Origin of the sequence: Anaerolinea thermolimosa (genome assembly GCF_001050195.2) — a bacterium.
Lineage (GTDB): Bacteria > Chloroflexota > Anaerolineae > Anaerolineales > Anaerolineaceae > Anaerolinea > Anaerolinea thermolimosa.
Genome location: NZ_DF967965.1, coordinates 378,638 through 394,023, shown reverse-complemented (window position 1 = coordinate 394,023; position 15,386 = coordinate 378,638). Strand labels below are relative to the sequence as shown.

Annotated in this window: 14 protein-coding genes and 1 pseudogene; 9 read left to right on the top strand and 6 right to left on the bottom strand. The window is 55.7% G+C overall.

Features of this window, described 5'->3' with window-relative positions:
- Positions 1–70 precede the first annotated feature (70 nt).
- The gene (locus ATHL_RS01775; RefSeq protein ID WP_236822310.1) at positions 71–1,945 is read right to left on the bottom strand and encodes a DUF4914 family protein; all 1,875 of its coding nucleotides are present in this window, start codon (positions 1,943–1,945) and stop codon (positions 71–73) included.
- A gap of 260 nt (positions 1,946–2,205) precedes the next feature.
- On the opposite strand from ATHL_RS01775, the gene ATHL_RS01770 reads away from it, so the two are divergent.
- Entirely contained in the window at positions 2,206–3,198 is a 993-nt protein-coding gene (locus tag ATHL_RS01770; protein ID WP_084001094.1) for an alpha/beta fold hydrolase, read from the top strand.
- A 2-nt stretch (positions 3,199–3,200) separates the two neighbouring features.
- On the opposite strand, the gene ATHL_RS01765 is transcribed toward ATHL_RS01770, so the two are convergent.
- From ATHL_RS01765 to ATHL_RS01745, 5 genes are all read right to left on the bottom strand, one after another.
- A complete protein-coding gene (locus tag ATHL_RS01765; protein WP_162787539.1) occupies positions 3,201–3,953 on the bottom strand; it encodes a hypothetical protein in 753 nt (250 codons plus the stop codon).
- Positions 3,954–3,957: 4 nt separating this feature from the next.
- A complete protein-coding gene (locus ATHL_RS01760) occupies positions 3,958–5,961 on the bottom strand; it encodes a PP2C family protein-serine/threonine phosphatase (RefSeq protein ID WP_062189156.1) in 2,004 nt (667 codons plus the stop codon).
- Between the two features lie 100 nt (positions 5,962–6,061).
- Positions 6,062–6,403: a hypothetical protein gene (locus ATHL_RS01755; protein ID WP_062189154.1), complete on the bottom strand. Its 342-nt coding sequence runs from the start codon at positions 6,401–6,403 to the stop codon at positions 6,062–6,064.
- 60 nt (positions 6,404–6,463) lie between these two features.
- Positions 6,464–7,933: a M20 family peptidase gene (locus ATHL_RS01750; RefSeq protein ID WP_062189152.1), complete on the bottom strand. Its 1,470-nt coding sequence runs from the start codon at positions 7,931–7,933 to the stop codon at positions 6,464–6,466.
- A 156-nt stretch (positions 7,934–8,089) separates the two neighbouring features.
- A complete protein-coding gene (locus ATHL_RS01745; RefSeq protein ID WP_062189151.1) occupies positions 8,090–8,461 on the bottom strand; it encodes a VOC family protein in 372 nt (123 codons plus the stop codon).
- Between the two features lie 558 nt (positions 8,462–9,019).
- Here ATHL_RS01745 and ATHL_RS01740 point away from each other — a divergent pair.
- The 8 genes and pseudogenes from ATHL_RS01740 (at position 9,020) to ATHL_RS01705 (ending at position 15,379) form a co-directional block, all read left to right on the top strand.
- On the top strand, positions 9,020–10,438 hold the full coding sequence (locus ATHL_RS01740; RefSeq protein WP_062189149.1) for an MFS transporter: 1,419 nt from the start codon (positions 9,020–9,022) through the stop codon (positions 10,436–10,438).
- Between the two features lie 25 nt (positions 10,439–10,463).
- Positions 10,464–11,075: a TetR/AcrR family transcriptional regulator gene (locus ATHL_RS01735; RefSeq protein ID WP_084001093.1), complete on the top strand. Its 612-nt coding sequence runs from the start codon at positions 10,464–10,466 to the stop codon at positions 11,073–11,075.
- The gene (locus ATHL_RS01730; RefSeq protein WP_062189146.1) at positions 11,038–11,763 is read left to right on the top strand and encodes a uracil-DNA glycosylase; all 726 of its coding nucleotides are present in this window, start codon (positions 11,038–11,040) and stop codon (positions 11,761–11,763) included. Before ATHL_RS01735 ends, ATHL_RS01730 begins: the two co-directional genes overlap by 38 nt.
- A 71-nt stretch (positions 11,764–11,834) precedes the next feature.
- Entirely contained in the window at positions 11,835–12,584 is a 750-nt protein-coding gene (locus tag ATHL_RS01725) for an alpha/beta hydrolase (RefSeq protein ID WP_062189226.1), read from the top strand.
- On the top strand, positions 12,581–13,573 hold the full coding sequence (locus ATHL_RS01720; RefSeq protein WP_062189145.1) for an alpha/beta fold hydrolase: 993 nt from the start codon (positions 12,581–12,583) through the stop codon (positions 13,571–13,573). The genes ATHL_RS01725 and ATHL_RS01720 overlap by 4 nt, the downstream gene beginning before the upstream one ends.
- 39 nt (positions 13,574–13,612) lie before the next feature.
- On the top strand, positions 13,613–13,747 hold the full coding sequence (locus tag ATHL_RS19560; protein WP_084001092.1) for a thioredoxin domain-containing protein: 135 nt from the start codon (positions 13,613–13,615) through the stop codon (positions 13,745–13,747).
- A gap of 12 nt (positions 13,748–13,759) precedes the next feature.
- Positions 13,760–14,086 (top strand): annotated as a pseudogene (locus tag ATHL_RS01710) (peroxiredoxin family protein); the annotation flags it as partial.
- An 18-nt stretch (positions 14,087–14,104) separates the two neighbouring features.
- Entirely contained in the window at positions 14,105–15,379 is a 1,275-nt protein-coding gene (locus ATHL_RS01705) for an alpha/beta hydrolase (RefSeq protein ID WP_062189140.1), read from the top strand.
- Positions 15,380–15,386 lie beyond the last annotated feature (7 nt).

Genomic DNA, 15,386 nt, shown 5'->3' with positions numbered 1-15,386 from the left:
GGCCCTCTTTCACATGTACGCGTAAATTGACAAAAAAGAAGCCCGGCAGGATCAAGCCGGGCTTTCAGCATCATTCTACCGGGATTAGCTTCTCATAGTCTTCCAGGCTCCCCCCCTCCAGACAACACTCGATGATTTGCCGCCCCAGTGGATGAAGATCTTCCTCCAGGAAGGTCTGGAGCTGAGACCGGAAGAAACCGTACAGAATTTCAGCTCCCTGATCGTACGCTTCATCGCCCACTTCAGGTTGAGTGTTCACCTGAAGGAACCAGCGTGCAATCAGGCTGCCTTCCACATGCAGCTGGTGAAGAGTGTAACCCAGTAACGAACAACGCGCCGGGCGAAGCTGATCGCTCTTAAACCGTGCGCTTCCTCGCCTTGCCAGGTATTCACGCGCAATCCACTGGGGCATAAAACCTACCTTCCATGCCCCGATATACTGGTTGGGGATGAGAATGTGACGCGTGCGTTTAAAGCGCACAAACTGATCCAGAAGCAGGTTGGCCTGAGTCACCCTGCGCCCCGGCGAGAAAGGCCAGTAAGACCCAACCCCTTCACTGCTCAACCCGTTCGTATCGATAATGCTAGGGTTATCGAACCCCCGCGGTGCTACCAGCCGCCAGAGCCAGGCCAGCGCCGGCGGTAACACATGGAACAGACCAAGAATGCCATAGCTGGGTTGTTCTTTGGTACACGGCGGCGTGCGCACCCCAAAACTCCGCACATCCACCGTTACCGGGTCATTGATGATGTTCGGGATCACCCGCCGCGGCACCACCACCCGCGGATTGGGGCAGGGTTTTCCTGGTGCATCCATCGTATGTTCCCAGATCAACGCCCGTCCATTGGGTACCGCATCGATGTTAAGGAATAAAAGCGGCTCGCTTGGCTGAGCGGTTAACTTTTCCAGGTAAGGGTCAGTGCCATAACTGGTGATGTGGTTCACACGCACGAACCAGGCATCTTCTGCATCGATCACACTTAACTTCCCGTTCCCATTTTGAATGGATGGGTGGCACAGCGCCATGTCATCCGTTACCGGGTAAAGATCACAGGTGCGCGGGATGACCAGATGACGCACTTCGCCGGTAATGATATTCTCACCCAGGCGCAATCGGCCATCAGGTTCACGATGCGCCTGTTCAAGCATTTCGCTTTTCCCGCCGCCGCTGGCACCCTCATGCATGATCGTCACCACATTGTCGTAAGGGGTCACCACCTGCACCGTCGAGCAGTGCGCCGTGACCCAGTTTTCCTTCTCACCCAGGTCGATGAGCATTCCATAGACCCCCTTTTTCGCGCTCGGCCCCGGGTAGAGATTGAAAGAGAACATTTCATAACAATCAGGAAGGCGGTTATGTACCACCACCTGCTTTCCATTAAAGTGCGTGTGACGAAACACCGGCGCAGTGTAGATGACCGCTTTGGGGTTAAACCCGGCCTGGATTTGATCCAGTGGTAAGATTCCCTGCAAATAGGCAAGGCCCAGCGCGAAGAACCCTGCGTTGGCCGGTGCAATGACCAGGGTATCCAGCCCTACCCCGGGCCGACCGGCCTGAAAGCCAAAAATCACCAGCTCTTGCGACTTCAGCCATTCAAAGGCTTCCTGTCTGACGACTGAGAAATCGATCCCGAACCGATCGCGAAACCGTTCCTTATCGGTAGGCAAGGCATCGCCCACAACCAGACAATCGGGATCTCTCCGGCGCATATACGGCTCGGTATAGTTCACCGAGATTCCGTTCCGCACCCGCGCCACCACCGCCTCAACCACTCGTCCCTTTCCGGGCACATCGTACGCCACCTCGTACAGACTGTTGCCATTTTCACCGCAGGAAAGGGCAAGCAGTTCTTCTGTAGACCCGACCGCGATGACCCGAGGGCTGCCCGCCAGGACTTCAGCCGCTGATGAAGGGGGATGAAAAATACACCAGTCCACGTCCACGCCTCTCCTCCACATAAAAAGAAATCCCCGCCAGGGTGCGGGGCTTTTGAGTACACTTAGACTTATTCTTAAGGTCAACGGATGTAGCTCGACTGCCCCGCGAAAGAAATTTCTCGGCGCTGAGTAGTCAAATTCATCCGGTTGTCTCGCTTCGGGAATTGCATGGTGAAAATATACTATTTAACTGAATAGCTGTCAATAGATGAAAAATCTCAATTTTTCCATCGGTGCATCTCTGTGCCCCTCTCCCGCATCCCTGAATGCTCATCCTGGAGTATACTCATCCCAGGATCAAGCTCATGCTTTCCCATCCATCGCGAAAATTGCGCATTCTGGCCGCCTTCCTCCTCGGAGTTGTCATCCTCTGGGGAGCGTACGCCGCTTACGATCAGGAAAAGTTCCCCCTCGACGAGAACACCCGCGCCAGTGCCCCCGGTGATTTTATCGAACTCCCGGATGGCATGGTGCATTACGAACTCACCGGCCCGGCCACGGGCCCCCTGGTGGTACTGGTTCACGGGTTCTCGGCCCCCATGTTCGCCTGGGATCGCAATGCCCCTGTACTGGCTCAGGCTGGATTTCGTGTGCTTCGCTTTGACCTGTACGGTCGCGGTTATTCGGATCGTCCCCCCGGCCCCTATAACCTCGATCTATTCCTGCGTCAAATCTCTGGCCTCCTTCAGGCCCTTGAGATTCAGGAACCGGTTCACCTAGTCGGGCTGTCAATGGGCGGAGCCCTGGTGGCCGCCTTCACCAATCAATATCCTGACCGCGTGGCCAGCGTCACCCTGGTAGACCCTCAGGTGGTGCAAATTACCCCCCAGACCATCTTTCCGGTCAACCTGCCCGGGGTGGGTGAGTACCTTTACACCGTTTACATTCAACCATACATCCTTGCCCGGCAGGAAGATAGTTTTTACAACCCGGCTCTCCTCCCGGAATGGCAGGCCAACTACCGCGTCCAGATGCAATATCGCGGGTTTCGTCGTGCTCTCATTTCCACCCTGCGCCACTTCGACATCGACCCGATGGCAGAATATGCCCGTCTGGGTAAAACCGGCAAGCCGATTCTGCTCGTGATGGGTGAAGAAGACCGTACTGTCCCCATTTCGTATGCGCCAGACCTTCTGGAACGCCTCCCCGGTGCCCGGTTTCAAGCGTTACCGGAAGCCGGCCACGTATCCAACTACGAAAGGGCTGATCTCTTCAATCCACTGGTGATCGAATTTCTCGACTCCCTGACCAGGAGATAACCCTAGCGTAATGGCCGTGAAGCCCACAGCCGGTTTCCAGCAGCCAGCCGCAGGCTCACCAGCAATGCCAAACAAAGCAACGCTCCACTTACAAATGCATCCAGCAGGGCCAGGCGGTTAAACGCGTTCGGCAGGAGAACCTCTCCTGCCCATTTTCCAGACCACTGCTGGTATACCGCCCCTGGCCAGATGACAAGCGCGCTCTGATTCGAAATATGCAGGAACAGAAACCCCCCGTGGAGTGAAACAAACAGGGCCCCTGCGATGAGCATACGCCACGGCCAGCTCCGGGGTAGAAAATCTCTCCTCCGCCCCTGAAATGGGAATGGCCAGAGCGCCAATGCCAGGCTCAACCCTGCTTCAAAGGTAGCCACCAGCTCCATCCACTGCTCAGAAAGGGTAAAACCGGGCATAGCGAAGAAGAATGCAGCTCCCACCAGCCCAAAAGCGGCCCCTCCCGCCAGAAAAGAGAGCAAAGCCGCCAGATGTTGCACCTTCGGGCTGGATGAAATGACAGGAAACAGCCTGGCCACGGCGCACATGCCCCCAATCAGACCTGCCCCCAGCCCGAATCCATACACCAGGTCCATTCCGGCGATCTGCACCCAGGGAAAATGAACCACCCATGCTGTGAAGGCACGCCACACTCCAAGCATTCCTCCCGCGCTGGCCCCGGCCCAGAGGATAACCCGCAATTCCCATGGCACCGCGATACCTTTGGTTGGCCTCCCCTCTGAACGCATCCGTGTTGACACAGAATCACCCCGTTTTACACAGAACCAAAAGGGCAATGTCGTCTTCCTGCACCTCACCCGAAAAATCCTGCACCCTCTGAATCAGGTATTCACGCACCTCAGCCGGTGGCCGTCCCCGCATCGCCTCAACCTCACGGATCAAACGCTCCAGTCCAAAAAACTCCCCGCTGTCAGACTGAGCTTCGGTAATCCCATCGCTGTACATCAGAATATAGTCTCCCGGAAAGAGTTCAATAGAACCCTCCTGCCACTCAGTGTTCTCCGTTACGCCTATCGCCATCCCGGTCCGCACCAGCAACTCAACAGGTTGGTCCGGGTTAGAGCGCACCACCAGAGGAGGTGGATGCCCACCATTACAGTAGGTGAAGGTGCCGCTCCCCGGAGAAATCAGGCCATAGACCAGCGTTACAAAAAGATCTGAACTGGTGTCCTGGAGAATACGTCGGTTAAGCGCCGCCAGGGTGGCAGAAGGGTGTGGGTCTTTCTCCAACGCCAGGCTGCGGAGATAAGCCCGGCTCAGGGCCATGTACAGTGCCGCCCCGATGCCTTTATCGGCCACATCAGCCAGTACGATGCCTACCCGCCCATCGGGTAGGGTGAAGAAGTCAAAGAAATCCCCGGAGGTATCCCGCGCTGAAACCAGCATCGCCGAAAGGCTCCAGCCCGGTAATTCAGGGAAGCGATCAGGCAGAAAACTCCCCTGAATATCTCCCGCAAGCCTCAATTCTTCTTCGACACGCCGGTGCTGCAACAACTGCTGATACCCCTTCACCCGGCGGAGTGCCAGTGAAATTTGGTCTGCCAGGGTATTCAACGCCGGAAGGTAGAGCAAATAAAGCTGGCGGTCAATTAATCCACGCGCTGAAACCGAGTGATAAATTCCACCCACCATCTCCCCACTATCATAATCATTGATACTCACCAGAGCCGTACTGCGATCCGTTTCTACTTCGTTCCAGGGTAGGGGCATAGCCGGTCCGAAGTGGTGCGCTCCGGGATGATCACGCAACCAGTTCCAGGCATCTTCTGGAAGAGCAGACCACATGGCTGGTTCATGCAGGATGATTTCGCCCGGGAAAAGACAAATCTCCAGTCTACCGGGAAGGTGTAACCGCCCCTGAGTGATATGCTCCCGAATGGCATGGAGAATCCGCTCCCTGTCAGGCGGGGCCAGCAACAACGCCCGGCTGAGACTCTCCAGACCTTCCATCATGCGCGATTGCAATTGAATATGCAACGCTGAACGGCTGAAGCGATTGGCCAGGTAACTTACCACCACCAGCCCCCCGAAGAAGAACAACATCATCCACAGACCATAATCGCGGTATAAGCCTGCCGCCAGCACCGCAAAAGGTGCCGCTACCGCCAGCATGATTCCCTTCCCCACCACAAAGCGTAAAAAGCGGAAAGGCGTAACCTCGTGGTCAATGACCTCCACCGCAGCTGCAAGAAGGACATAAAATGGCACAGAGATCACCTGCTGAAGGAGAACCATGACAGCCGTAGCCAGCAATGCCACAATCACTGTATGAATTTCCATGCTCGGGAATGGAATCGCCCCACCCATCGCGCGGTAACATACCAGAGCTCCCAACCGGGCAAGGGTATTTTCCACAAGGTTAGAAAGCTCCACGCGCAACAACTCCCAGCGCGCAGAAGCCTGCAAATTTCCCGGCAGATCCATGGCAAAACGTACAGCCACATTGATCACACCGACCCATAATCCGATCGGTCCCAGCAACAGCGCCGCCGTCCATCCAGCGACCCCATCCATGGAGCTAAAAACGCTCGACGTTTTTCCAAAACTTAATTCGGTAAACGCAAAGTAACGGAAGCGATTGAACAGCATCGCCAGCAGTAACAGCACGAGAAACAACAAACTGTGCGCCCGTAAAACCCCCCAGTCGCTTACTGCCACTAACCAGCCCAGGCCTGCCAGGCTTAAAACAGCATAATACCCCGCCCCCAGCACATCCAGTGCGGCAACAACCCGCCGTTCAGCGGGCAAACTGGTTATCCCCGGCCAGACCCGCACCGCCAGGTGTTCTATTTGTCGGGCAAGTGAAGAGAGAGATCGTTCGCTCAGCGGAGAATTCCTCAGATGGCCCTCAGGGCAGTGAACCCGACATCTGCCGGAAAAGCTGTATCAGCACAGGCGCCAGAATGGCAAAATAGATGATCGTCAGGAATACCCCCAGAATCAGTTGAATGACAAGGTTGTGCCCGAAAATGGTCAGGGCCCTCACCCAGAAACTGCGATGGAAAAGGCTGGTCTTTGGCCAGTTCTCTTTCAAAAAAGCCACCAGGTCAGCATTCCGTGTGCTCATTTCCTCCAAAGAGGTACGCAGGGCTGAATTTTGTTCTTCCAGCAGGTTTACTTTGCTCTCCAGATCATTGAGATACCGCACCAGATCATGAATGTTTTTGAATTGCTCGGCTGAGATTGGCATCGTTCTCCTCCAGAAGTCGCATCAATCCATGGGAAAACCCACCCTGAAGACCTCCCATCCTCAGGCCGCTCCCCACACCTGAATCAATTGCACATAAAATTGCACCATTCGTGCCAGAACATCGATGGGAATGCGTTCATTTTTATTATGAATGGATGTAACCCCCTCTTCATCCAGAATCATCGGGCTGAAGCGATAAATATGGTCGCACACTCCCGCGTAATGCCGGGCATCCGTAGCCCCCATAACCAGGTAAGGGGCCACCAGCGCTTCGGGGAATACCTGTTGAATAACCTGGCTCAAACTGCGAAAGGCCGCTCCATCCACGGGAGACACCGGGGGAGATTCCCAGGCCGCACCTTCAGGAATGTGAAGTTGAACGGTATCTTCCCCCACTACTTTACGAACATGCTGCACCACATCAGCAATGTGGTCACCCGGCAACAAACGAAAGTTCACCACCGCGCTGGCATGAGCCGGCAAGACATTGTCCTTGATTCCACCTGAGATCATGGTCACCGCTGTTGTGGTGCGCATCATCGCCGCCATCCGTGGGTTGGTGAGCATTGCTCTGCGGAATAACGGCCTGAAGAGCCAGAAATTGGCGAATACCAGGCGCAGTCCGAAAGGAAGAAAAGCCCCCAGATGTTCGAACATCAACTCGATCAGCGCAGTACGAGCGCGCATCGGAGCATCTTCCAGAGCAGCGATTGCCATGGCCAGCACGCCGATCACTGTGTGCCGTGGCGGGTAGGCAGCATGTCCACCCTGCCCTTCCGCCTCCAGATGCAGGGTGAGATAACCCTTTTCCGTAATTCCTACCAGCGCCAGCGGCAATTTGACCCCGGGCACAATCCCTGAGGAAAACACAGCCCCACCTTCGTCGAGCACAGCTGCCAGCCGGGTATTGTAGGCTTGAATCCGCCCGGCGATCTGGGCTGCGCCCTGCCGCCCGCCCACTTCTTCATCATGCCCGATGGCCAGCAAAATCGTTCGCTCAGGTTGATAGCCGCTCTTGAGGAGTGTCTCAACAGCCTCCAGCATGGCAATCAGGGTATTTTTATTATCCAGCGTACCCCGCCCCCAGAGGTATCCCTCCGCCAGACGCCCCTCAAACGGAGGGTACTTCCACTCGCCGCGCGAAGCCGGGTCCACCGGTACCACGTCCGAATGGCTGGCCAACAGAATGGGAGGCAGGCGCTCATCCTTGCCTTTCCAGGTATATAGTAGACTGTAACGGTTAACCGGGTCGAGCCGCAGGGTAGAATGCACCCGCGGATACAGCTTCTCTAAAGAAGCGCGCAATTCAATAAAGGCCGCGTAATCGATTTTTTCGGGGTCCAACTCAGAGACTGTGGGATGGCGAATGATTTCTGCCAGATGTTCGGCCACCACCTCCCCGGATACCTCAGCCAGGGCCGCTGGCTCCACCGCCTGAGGCGGACGCCCATAAAGCGCTGTACGCACCAGCAGTACCGCTAAAAAAAACAGCACCAGTACCAGCAGGACGATCAGGGCATTGGCAAACATGAAAACCTCCTGCGGGATATGTTGGTATAAGTATAGCAGAAGAATCCAGAATACCCTTTCGTTTTCCTGCCCGTGGAAACGAATGGATACCGTCTGTTACCGAAAAAGGGGCAGGGTAGCTGTTCCTACCCTGCCCAAATTCCCCGATGTGTTGCTTTACATTGATCTTTCAGGGAAGTTTTGAATCACCCCCAGCACAGCCCCGCCAGGCTCGCGAATGTAAGCCAGCCAGCCCACCCCCGGGATTTCATCCTTGGGCATCACCACCTGCCCGCCACCGGCCACGACTCTGGCAAGGGTTTCATCCAGGTTGGGCACTTCTAAAGTGTTCACAGTGCCGTGGAACTCATTCGCCGCACCACCCAGTCCTCCGTTAATTCCGGGCTCTGAAGGATCACCTGTGGTAACCGTCCAGTACTCCACCGGGCCATTCCATTTTTCGATCTTCCAGCCAAAGACCTCTTCGAGGAACTTTTTGCTGACCTGCACATTCGATGTGGGAAGTTCAAAATGCACTATTCGAGACATGGATACCTCCTGAAAACACCGGGCTATTGAATACTGCAACAGTATACAATAGAACACTTGTTCTGTCAAGCTTTTTCTCGTTTGTGTCTGTCCCAAAAATGGTGGGCGACTTTTGAAACCCCACATATGGGGGCAAATCCGCCTGATTTACAACTTTTTATCACCATATGTGGTAAGCAATCAAAAACCAACCAGATATGGGACAAACACTCGTTTACCTTTGTTACACAGGCGGTTGGTGAAATCACCCCTCCAGATCTCCTCTCACCCGGGTGTAACGATTCAGGCGCAGGTTTCATTCAAAAGGTTCACAGACATCACATACACCGGTATCGGCCAATCACAACCCATTTCACCCGTGGATCGATCCCTGGTTGGCTAACCTTTCCCCCCCATTGCCAGATTGGACACCCACAGGGTGGACATTGAAAGAAGAATACTCACCTGAGGATTCTTGATCACCCCTCATCTCTTGACATCCCTTCTTCTCATGGTATGATAGCGTAGTACTGACCGACCGGTCGGTAAATAGCCAGAACAAAGGAATGGATTTACCCAATGGAAAATCAACGTAGAAATCGCTTGCTCACGGTTCTCTTTTTTGGTGTGCTGATGGGCGCCCTGGATATCGCCATCGTCGGGCCAGCTTTACCCGCCATACGATCTCAATTCCAGGTCTCTGAGCGCGCTCTCACCTGGATTTTTAGCATGTATGTTCTCTTCCAGCTGGTCAGCACTCCCCTCATGGCAAAACTTTCCGACCTCTATGGCCGCCGCTGGATTTACATCCTCGATCTTGCTCTCTTCGCCGCAGGTTCCACGCTTGTCGCCTTTTCTGGTAACTTTTTCATGATCGTCGCCGGGCGGGCCATTCAGGGATTTGGCGCCGGAGGCATTTTCCCGGTAGCCAGTGCCGTCATCGGCGACACCTTTCCCCTTGAAAAGCGCGGTAGTGCCCTGGGGCTCATTGGAGCCGTCTTCGGGCTGGCCTTTCTCATCGGCCCCATTCTGGGTGGAGTGGTGCTCAGTCTGGCCACCTGGCACTGGTTGTTCCTCATCAACCTGCCCGTAGCCGGGGTGATCATTCTCTTCAGTATTCGCCTGCTTCCGGTCACACGTCCCGGTCACTCACCACGCTTTGACTGGGCAGGTATGGCCGTTCTCAGCCTGCTATTGGGAAGCCTCGCCTTCGGAATCAACCAGCTCGATACCACGCATTTCTTTTCCAGTCTGTTTTCACCAGCCGTGGGGCCCTTTCTGGGTCTCTCGCTTGGGCTCCTCGTACTTCTACGTTTTGTAGAGCACCGTGCAGAGAATCCCATCCTCCCAGAGCGTCTCTTTAACCGCCGTCAACTTGGCCTGGCCTATCTTCTCTCTGCAGGTGCTGGTTTTGCTGAGGCCAGCCTGGTCTTTATGCCTTTGCTGGCTGTGATCAGCCTGCAAGGCGCCGGGATCACGCAGAAAAATGCGAGCTGGATGCTTATGCCTGTGGTGCTGGCCATGATGATTGGTTCACCCCTGGCTGGCCGCCTGCTCGATCATGTGGGCTCGAAACCGGTCATTTTCGTCGGCAACCTGGTCATGACCATCGGGCTGGTTCTGCTCAGCCTCTTTTCTACCTCACTTCCCCTCTTCATCCTATCCGGGGTGCTCGTAGGATTGGGTTTAAGTGCTTTATTGGGTGCTCCTGTGCGATACATCATGCTCAACGAAGCCCGCGTGCAGGAAAGATCCGTTGCTCAGGGAGTGATCACTCTTTTCTCCAGCGTTGGTCAACTGATAGGCAGTGCCCTCGTGGGAGCTGTGGCCGCCTCACGTGCCGTCCAAAGCCCGCTGGCCGGTTACAGCACCGCGTTCCTGACAGTAGCCGGTGTGGGGGTTCTCCTCCTCCTGGCCGCCTGGTTTCTGAAAAACCGGGATGCCGAACTGGAGACTATCCGAGAGCATGCGGTGGCTGGAGAAGCAGAACAACTCTGACAAAGAGAGGTAAAATCAACCCCAGATGTTTATGGAGCCCTCCTCGCCATCTGATATGCGCTCTCACATTCTAAACGAAGCCGCGCGGCTGTTCGTCATCCGCGGTTACGATGGTATCTCCATGCGTGAGATTGCGGCCAGTTGTCATATTTCCAAGCCTGGCCTGTATTATTATTTTGTTGATAAAGAGGATCTCTTCCTGGCAATCCTGGAGAGCAGTCTGGAAGAACTCACCGCCTTAATCTCTGAGGCAACATCTCAACCCGGAGGGACTCCTCAGAAGCTGGGCTTTCTCATCCATGCGATTTTTACCCGCCTTCCAATGGAACGCCGGGCGCTCATTCGGCTTGCGGCCCAGGAGATGAACAAGCTCAGCCCGCAAAAGCGGGAGTCCTTCTCCAGCCGGTACCATGCTACCTTCATTGACGGCATAGCCGATATCCTTCGGAGCGGCATTCAAAAAAAAGAACTCCGCTCCGTGGATCCCGAAATGGCCACCTGGGCATTCCTGGGAATGATGTATCCCTTCTTTTCCGCAACCGGTTCTCCCCGCTTTGACGAAACTGCCGTGGTACATTTTCTCCTTGATACGTTTTTAAATGGGCTTTCACCCCAAACAGGAGAACAGCGTGAGTGATCTTGAGGATTCTCTGGCATCGTTATCGGAGCGCATCATCACCTGCCGGCGTTGCCCTCGCCTGGTGTCGTGGCGTGAAGCAGTGGCTGAAAAGAAAAAGCGCGCCTATAAGGATTGGGAATACTGGGGGAAACCCGTCCCCGGGTTTGGCGATCCCCATGCTCGCATTTTCGTAGTCGGGCTGGCCCCCGGTGCACATGGCGCAAACCGTACCGGGCGCAACTTTACCGGCGATGCATCGGGCGATTTTCTCTATGCCGCCCTGTACCGTGCGGGGTTCGCCAACCAACCGTTGTCTCATCATCGAGAAGATGGCCTGCAATTGAACGACCTCTACATAGCCGCTGCTGTACGTTGTGCCCCTCCAGACAATAAACCCACCCCGCAGGAAATCGCCGCCTGCCACCCTTACCTCGAAGAAGAAATCGGCCTCTTACGCCCTCACCTGCAGGGTTTTGTGGCCCTCGGTCGCATCGCCTTTGACTGGTTGCTGGCCTGGTATCGCCAGCAGGGGGTTTCATCCAATCACCTGGTTTTTCAACACGCGGCATTTTACCAACCCGATGTTAACCTCCCCTGGCTTCTGGCTTCTTACCATCCCAGCCGCCAGAACACCCAGACGGGGCGCCTCACCCCCGCCATGTTCGACCGCATCTGGGAAATGGCCCGCTCAATGCTCCAGGAATAATCCGCACCGCTGTATGAGGTTTGTACAATCCTGACCTTGATCTGGCCATTGCTTCATTCTACAATCATGGTATGAATGTTTTACGCAAGGTTTTGATTGGCCTGCTGATCATCCTTCTGTTGGTCACAGGTGGTTTTGTCTTCTGGGGCCTCACCCCTTCTCCTCCCATGCCTGAGGCGTTGGCGGCCATGCAGCGCGATTCTGCACTCTCAGTTAGCCGTCCCTCCTCCTGGTACGAATTTAAACCAGCCGGTAGTTCACCGGATACCGGGTTCATTTTTTACCCGGGTGGACATGTGGATGCCCGGGCCTACGCCCCCCTGGCCAGGGAACTCGCCAGAAACGGATATCTGGTGATTCTGCCCCCCATGCCGCTCAATCTGGCTGTTCTGGCTCCCAATACTGCAGGGAAGGTGATTGCTGCCCATCCTGAAGTTCGCCGCTGGGTGCTTGGCGGCCATTCCCTCGGTGGAGCCATGGCGGCTAACTTTGTCCGGAATCATCCCGGGAAAATCACCGGGCTGGCCTTACTTGCTTCGTACCCGGCCGCAAGCGACGACCTTTCATCTGTGAACGTAAAGAGCATCTCCATCTATGCCACGCAGGATGGACTGGCCACCGCTGAGAAAATCGCCGCCTCGCGTGCTTTGCTCCCCTCAGACACCCGCTGGGTTGAAATCATCGGCGGCAACCATGCCGAGTTTGGATGGTATGGTAACCAGCCAGGTGATAAGCCAGCCTCCATTTCGCGTGAAGAGCAACAACGGCAGGTGGTTTCAGCCCTGACGGACTTCCTGACCAGCCTGAAGGAGTCTCCATGAATCGCCCTCTTCGCGTCCTTGCGGCTGTGACAGGCCTCTTTCTGGTGCTACTCATCATCGGGCCGCTGGTGATCCCTGTTCCTCCCCTGCCCGATATTCAACCCGTCGAAGCACTGGCTGACCCCGATAGCCGGTTTCTCACCGCAAATGGGTTACAGGTGCATTATAAAGAAGCCGGCACGGACGAACCGGTGATGATCCTGCTTCATGGATTTGGCGCCAGTGTCTTTTCCTGGCGTGAGGTGATGGGGCCTCTCAGCCAGTATGCACGAGTAGTAGCGTATGACCGGCCCGCTTTTGGCCTCACCGAACGCCCCCTTCCGGGCAGTTGGAAGGGAGAAAGCCCCTACGGGGTAGAAGGCAACCTCACCCTTCTCCTGGGTCTGATGGATGCCCTGGGAATGGAAAAAGCCATTCTCGTGGGTAATTCTGCCGGTGGGCGGTTAGCAGTTCAGGCCGCTCTGGCTCATCCAGAACGTGTGAGCGGGCTGGTGCTGGTGGATGCGGCCATTTACACCGGCAACCGGCGCCCTTTTGGCATCTTGCAACCATTGGTTCACACCCCTCAGATGGATCGGCTGGGGCCTTTCTTTGCCCGCTCCCTGGCCGGTGAGCAGGGAGAAGCTTTCCTCCGGGCCGCCTGGCACGATCCCTCCCGCATCACTCCCGAAATCCAGGCTGGCTACCGTAAACCCCTGCACATGGCCAACTGGGATGCGGCACTGTGGGAATTTACCAAAGCAGGCAGTGGCAATGAAGACCTGGCTCCCCGGCTGAGGGGAATTTTCCTCCCCACCCTGGTGATCAGCGGAGAAAACGACCAGATCATTCCCGCCGCCGATAGCGTCCGCCTGGCTTCTGAACTTCCAGGGGCGCGTCTGGCAGTTCTCCCGGCCTGTGGGCACCTTCCCCAGGAAGAATGTCCCGACCTCTTCCTGAATCCGGTGATTGAATTCATCAGGGATCATTTTTCTGAAGCTCTTCCATAATCTTTGTTTCTCTTTCGTACACACGAAAGGAGTTTCTCTATGGTTACCCATTTACCCGCCGATCCTACAGCCCCTGATTTTGAACTCACCGATACACTTGGCCGCACGATCCGATTATCAGACTTTCGTGGGAAAAAATTCATCGTTCTGGTTCTGCTGCGCGGCTTTATATGACCCTATTGCCGTCAACATCTGGCGCAGTTGCGCCAGGATTACACTCAATTTACCGCCCGCAACGCTGAAATCATCGCCATCGGCCCCGATGGCCCCAACGCCTTCAAGCGTTACTGGCAGGAGAATAATCTGCCTTTCATCGGTTGCCCCGACCTTCGCTCGCGGGTTGCCAGCCAGTATGATCAAGAATTTAATCTTTTAAAAATGGGACGCATGCCTGCTTTGTTTGTCATCGATCTGGAAGGTAAAATTCGCTTTCAGCATTATGGCGATTCCATGAAGGATATTCCCACCAATGCCAGTGTTCTTGCGATTCTGGATAAGCTCCAAGCCGGGTAAGGAGGATAAACATTTGCCATGATTTACGACTTCCAGCGCATTCTCAGCCGAAGACTGTTTACCTGGGGCGCGATTAGCCTGGGCGCCGGGTTATACCTGATCTTCCAGCAGGATGCTATCTGGAAAGGGCTGGGCTTACAGGGAATGGTCTGGGGGGCTATCGAGGTCATCCTGGCCTTCCTCAGCTTGCGCTTTGCCACTGCCAGGCTTGGCCTGCCCTTTGACAGCAACCGACAGGCCCATGCTGCGCGCACCTTCAGGCGCACCCTGTGGATCAGCGCCGGATTGGCCTTGCTGATCCTCGCCGCAGGGGGCTTTCTGGTCCTGACAGAAGAAGGAGGAACCGAACCCTTCTGGCGGGGCATGGGCTGGGGAATCACCCTTCAGGGAGGCTTCTTGCTTCTCTTCAGCCTGTTCCACGCCCTGACTACCCCCGGCTGCGACCCACTCTTGCCCGACCTCAACCTGCTCTCCACCCCCGAACACGAAGCCTTCGAGTTGCCCGGAGATCGTGGCCTGGTCATTCTGGTGCATGGCTTTCCGGGCACCCCCAACGAAATGCGTTCTCTGGCTCAAGAGCTCAACCGCGCAGGATGGGCTGTGAGGGTGCCGCTTTTACCGGGATTTGGTGTTCAAATTTCGTCTCTCTTCAGGCAACGCACCGCCGGGTGGGTTCGGTTTCTCTCCCGAGAAGTCTCCTCAGCGCGCGCCACAGGGAAGCCCGTGGTGCTCTGCGGGTTCTCCATGGGCGGGGCACTTGCCATCTCTGCGGCACTTGCCAGCCAGCCCGACCGCCTGGTGCTCATTGCTCCCTTCTGGTTCAACGAAACTCTCCCTCTCCGTGCCGCCGTTTGGCTGGTTCGCCTTGTCCTTCCGGTTTCCCTTCGGCCATTTCGCCTGGTATCCTTCCCTACCCTTCACCTTCAATCCGCTGCTGGTCAGGTAGCACCAGAGGTTAACCTGGCACACCCTGAGGTGCAACAGGCCATACGCCCGCTTCAGGTTCCACTTCTCTTTCTGGAACAATTCCGCCAGATGGGGAAGAATGTTCGTCAGCAGGCACGCAGTCTCCAGATGCCCACCCTCATTCTTCAGGGAGAACGCGACCCGATCACCCGCCCGGAGCTTTCTCGAAAGCTCGCCAGTATGATCGGGCCCAATGCCCGCTATTCCCAGGTTAATGGAGAGCACCACGTGGTGCTTCCCACAAGTCCTGCCTTTGGGCAGGTCGTCCAGGAAATTCTCCATTTTCTGGACGACATACCAGAATCAAAAGACCCCGAAGGGCATTAAAAACCCT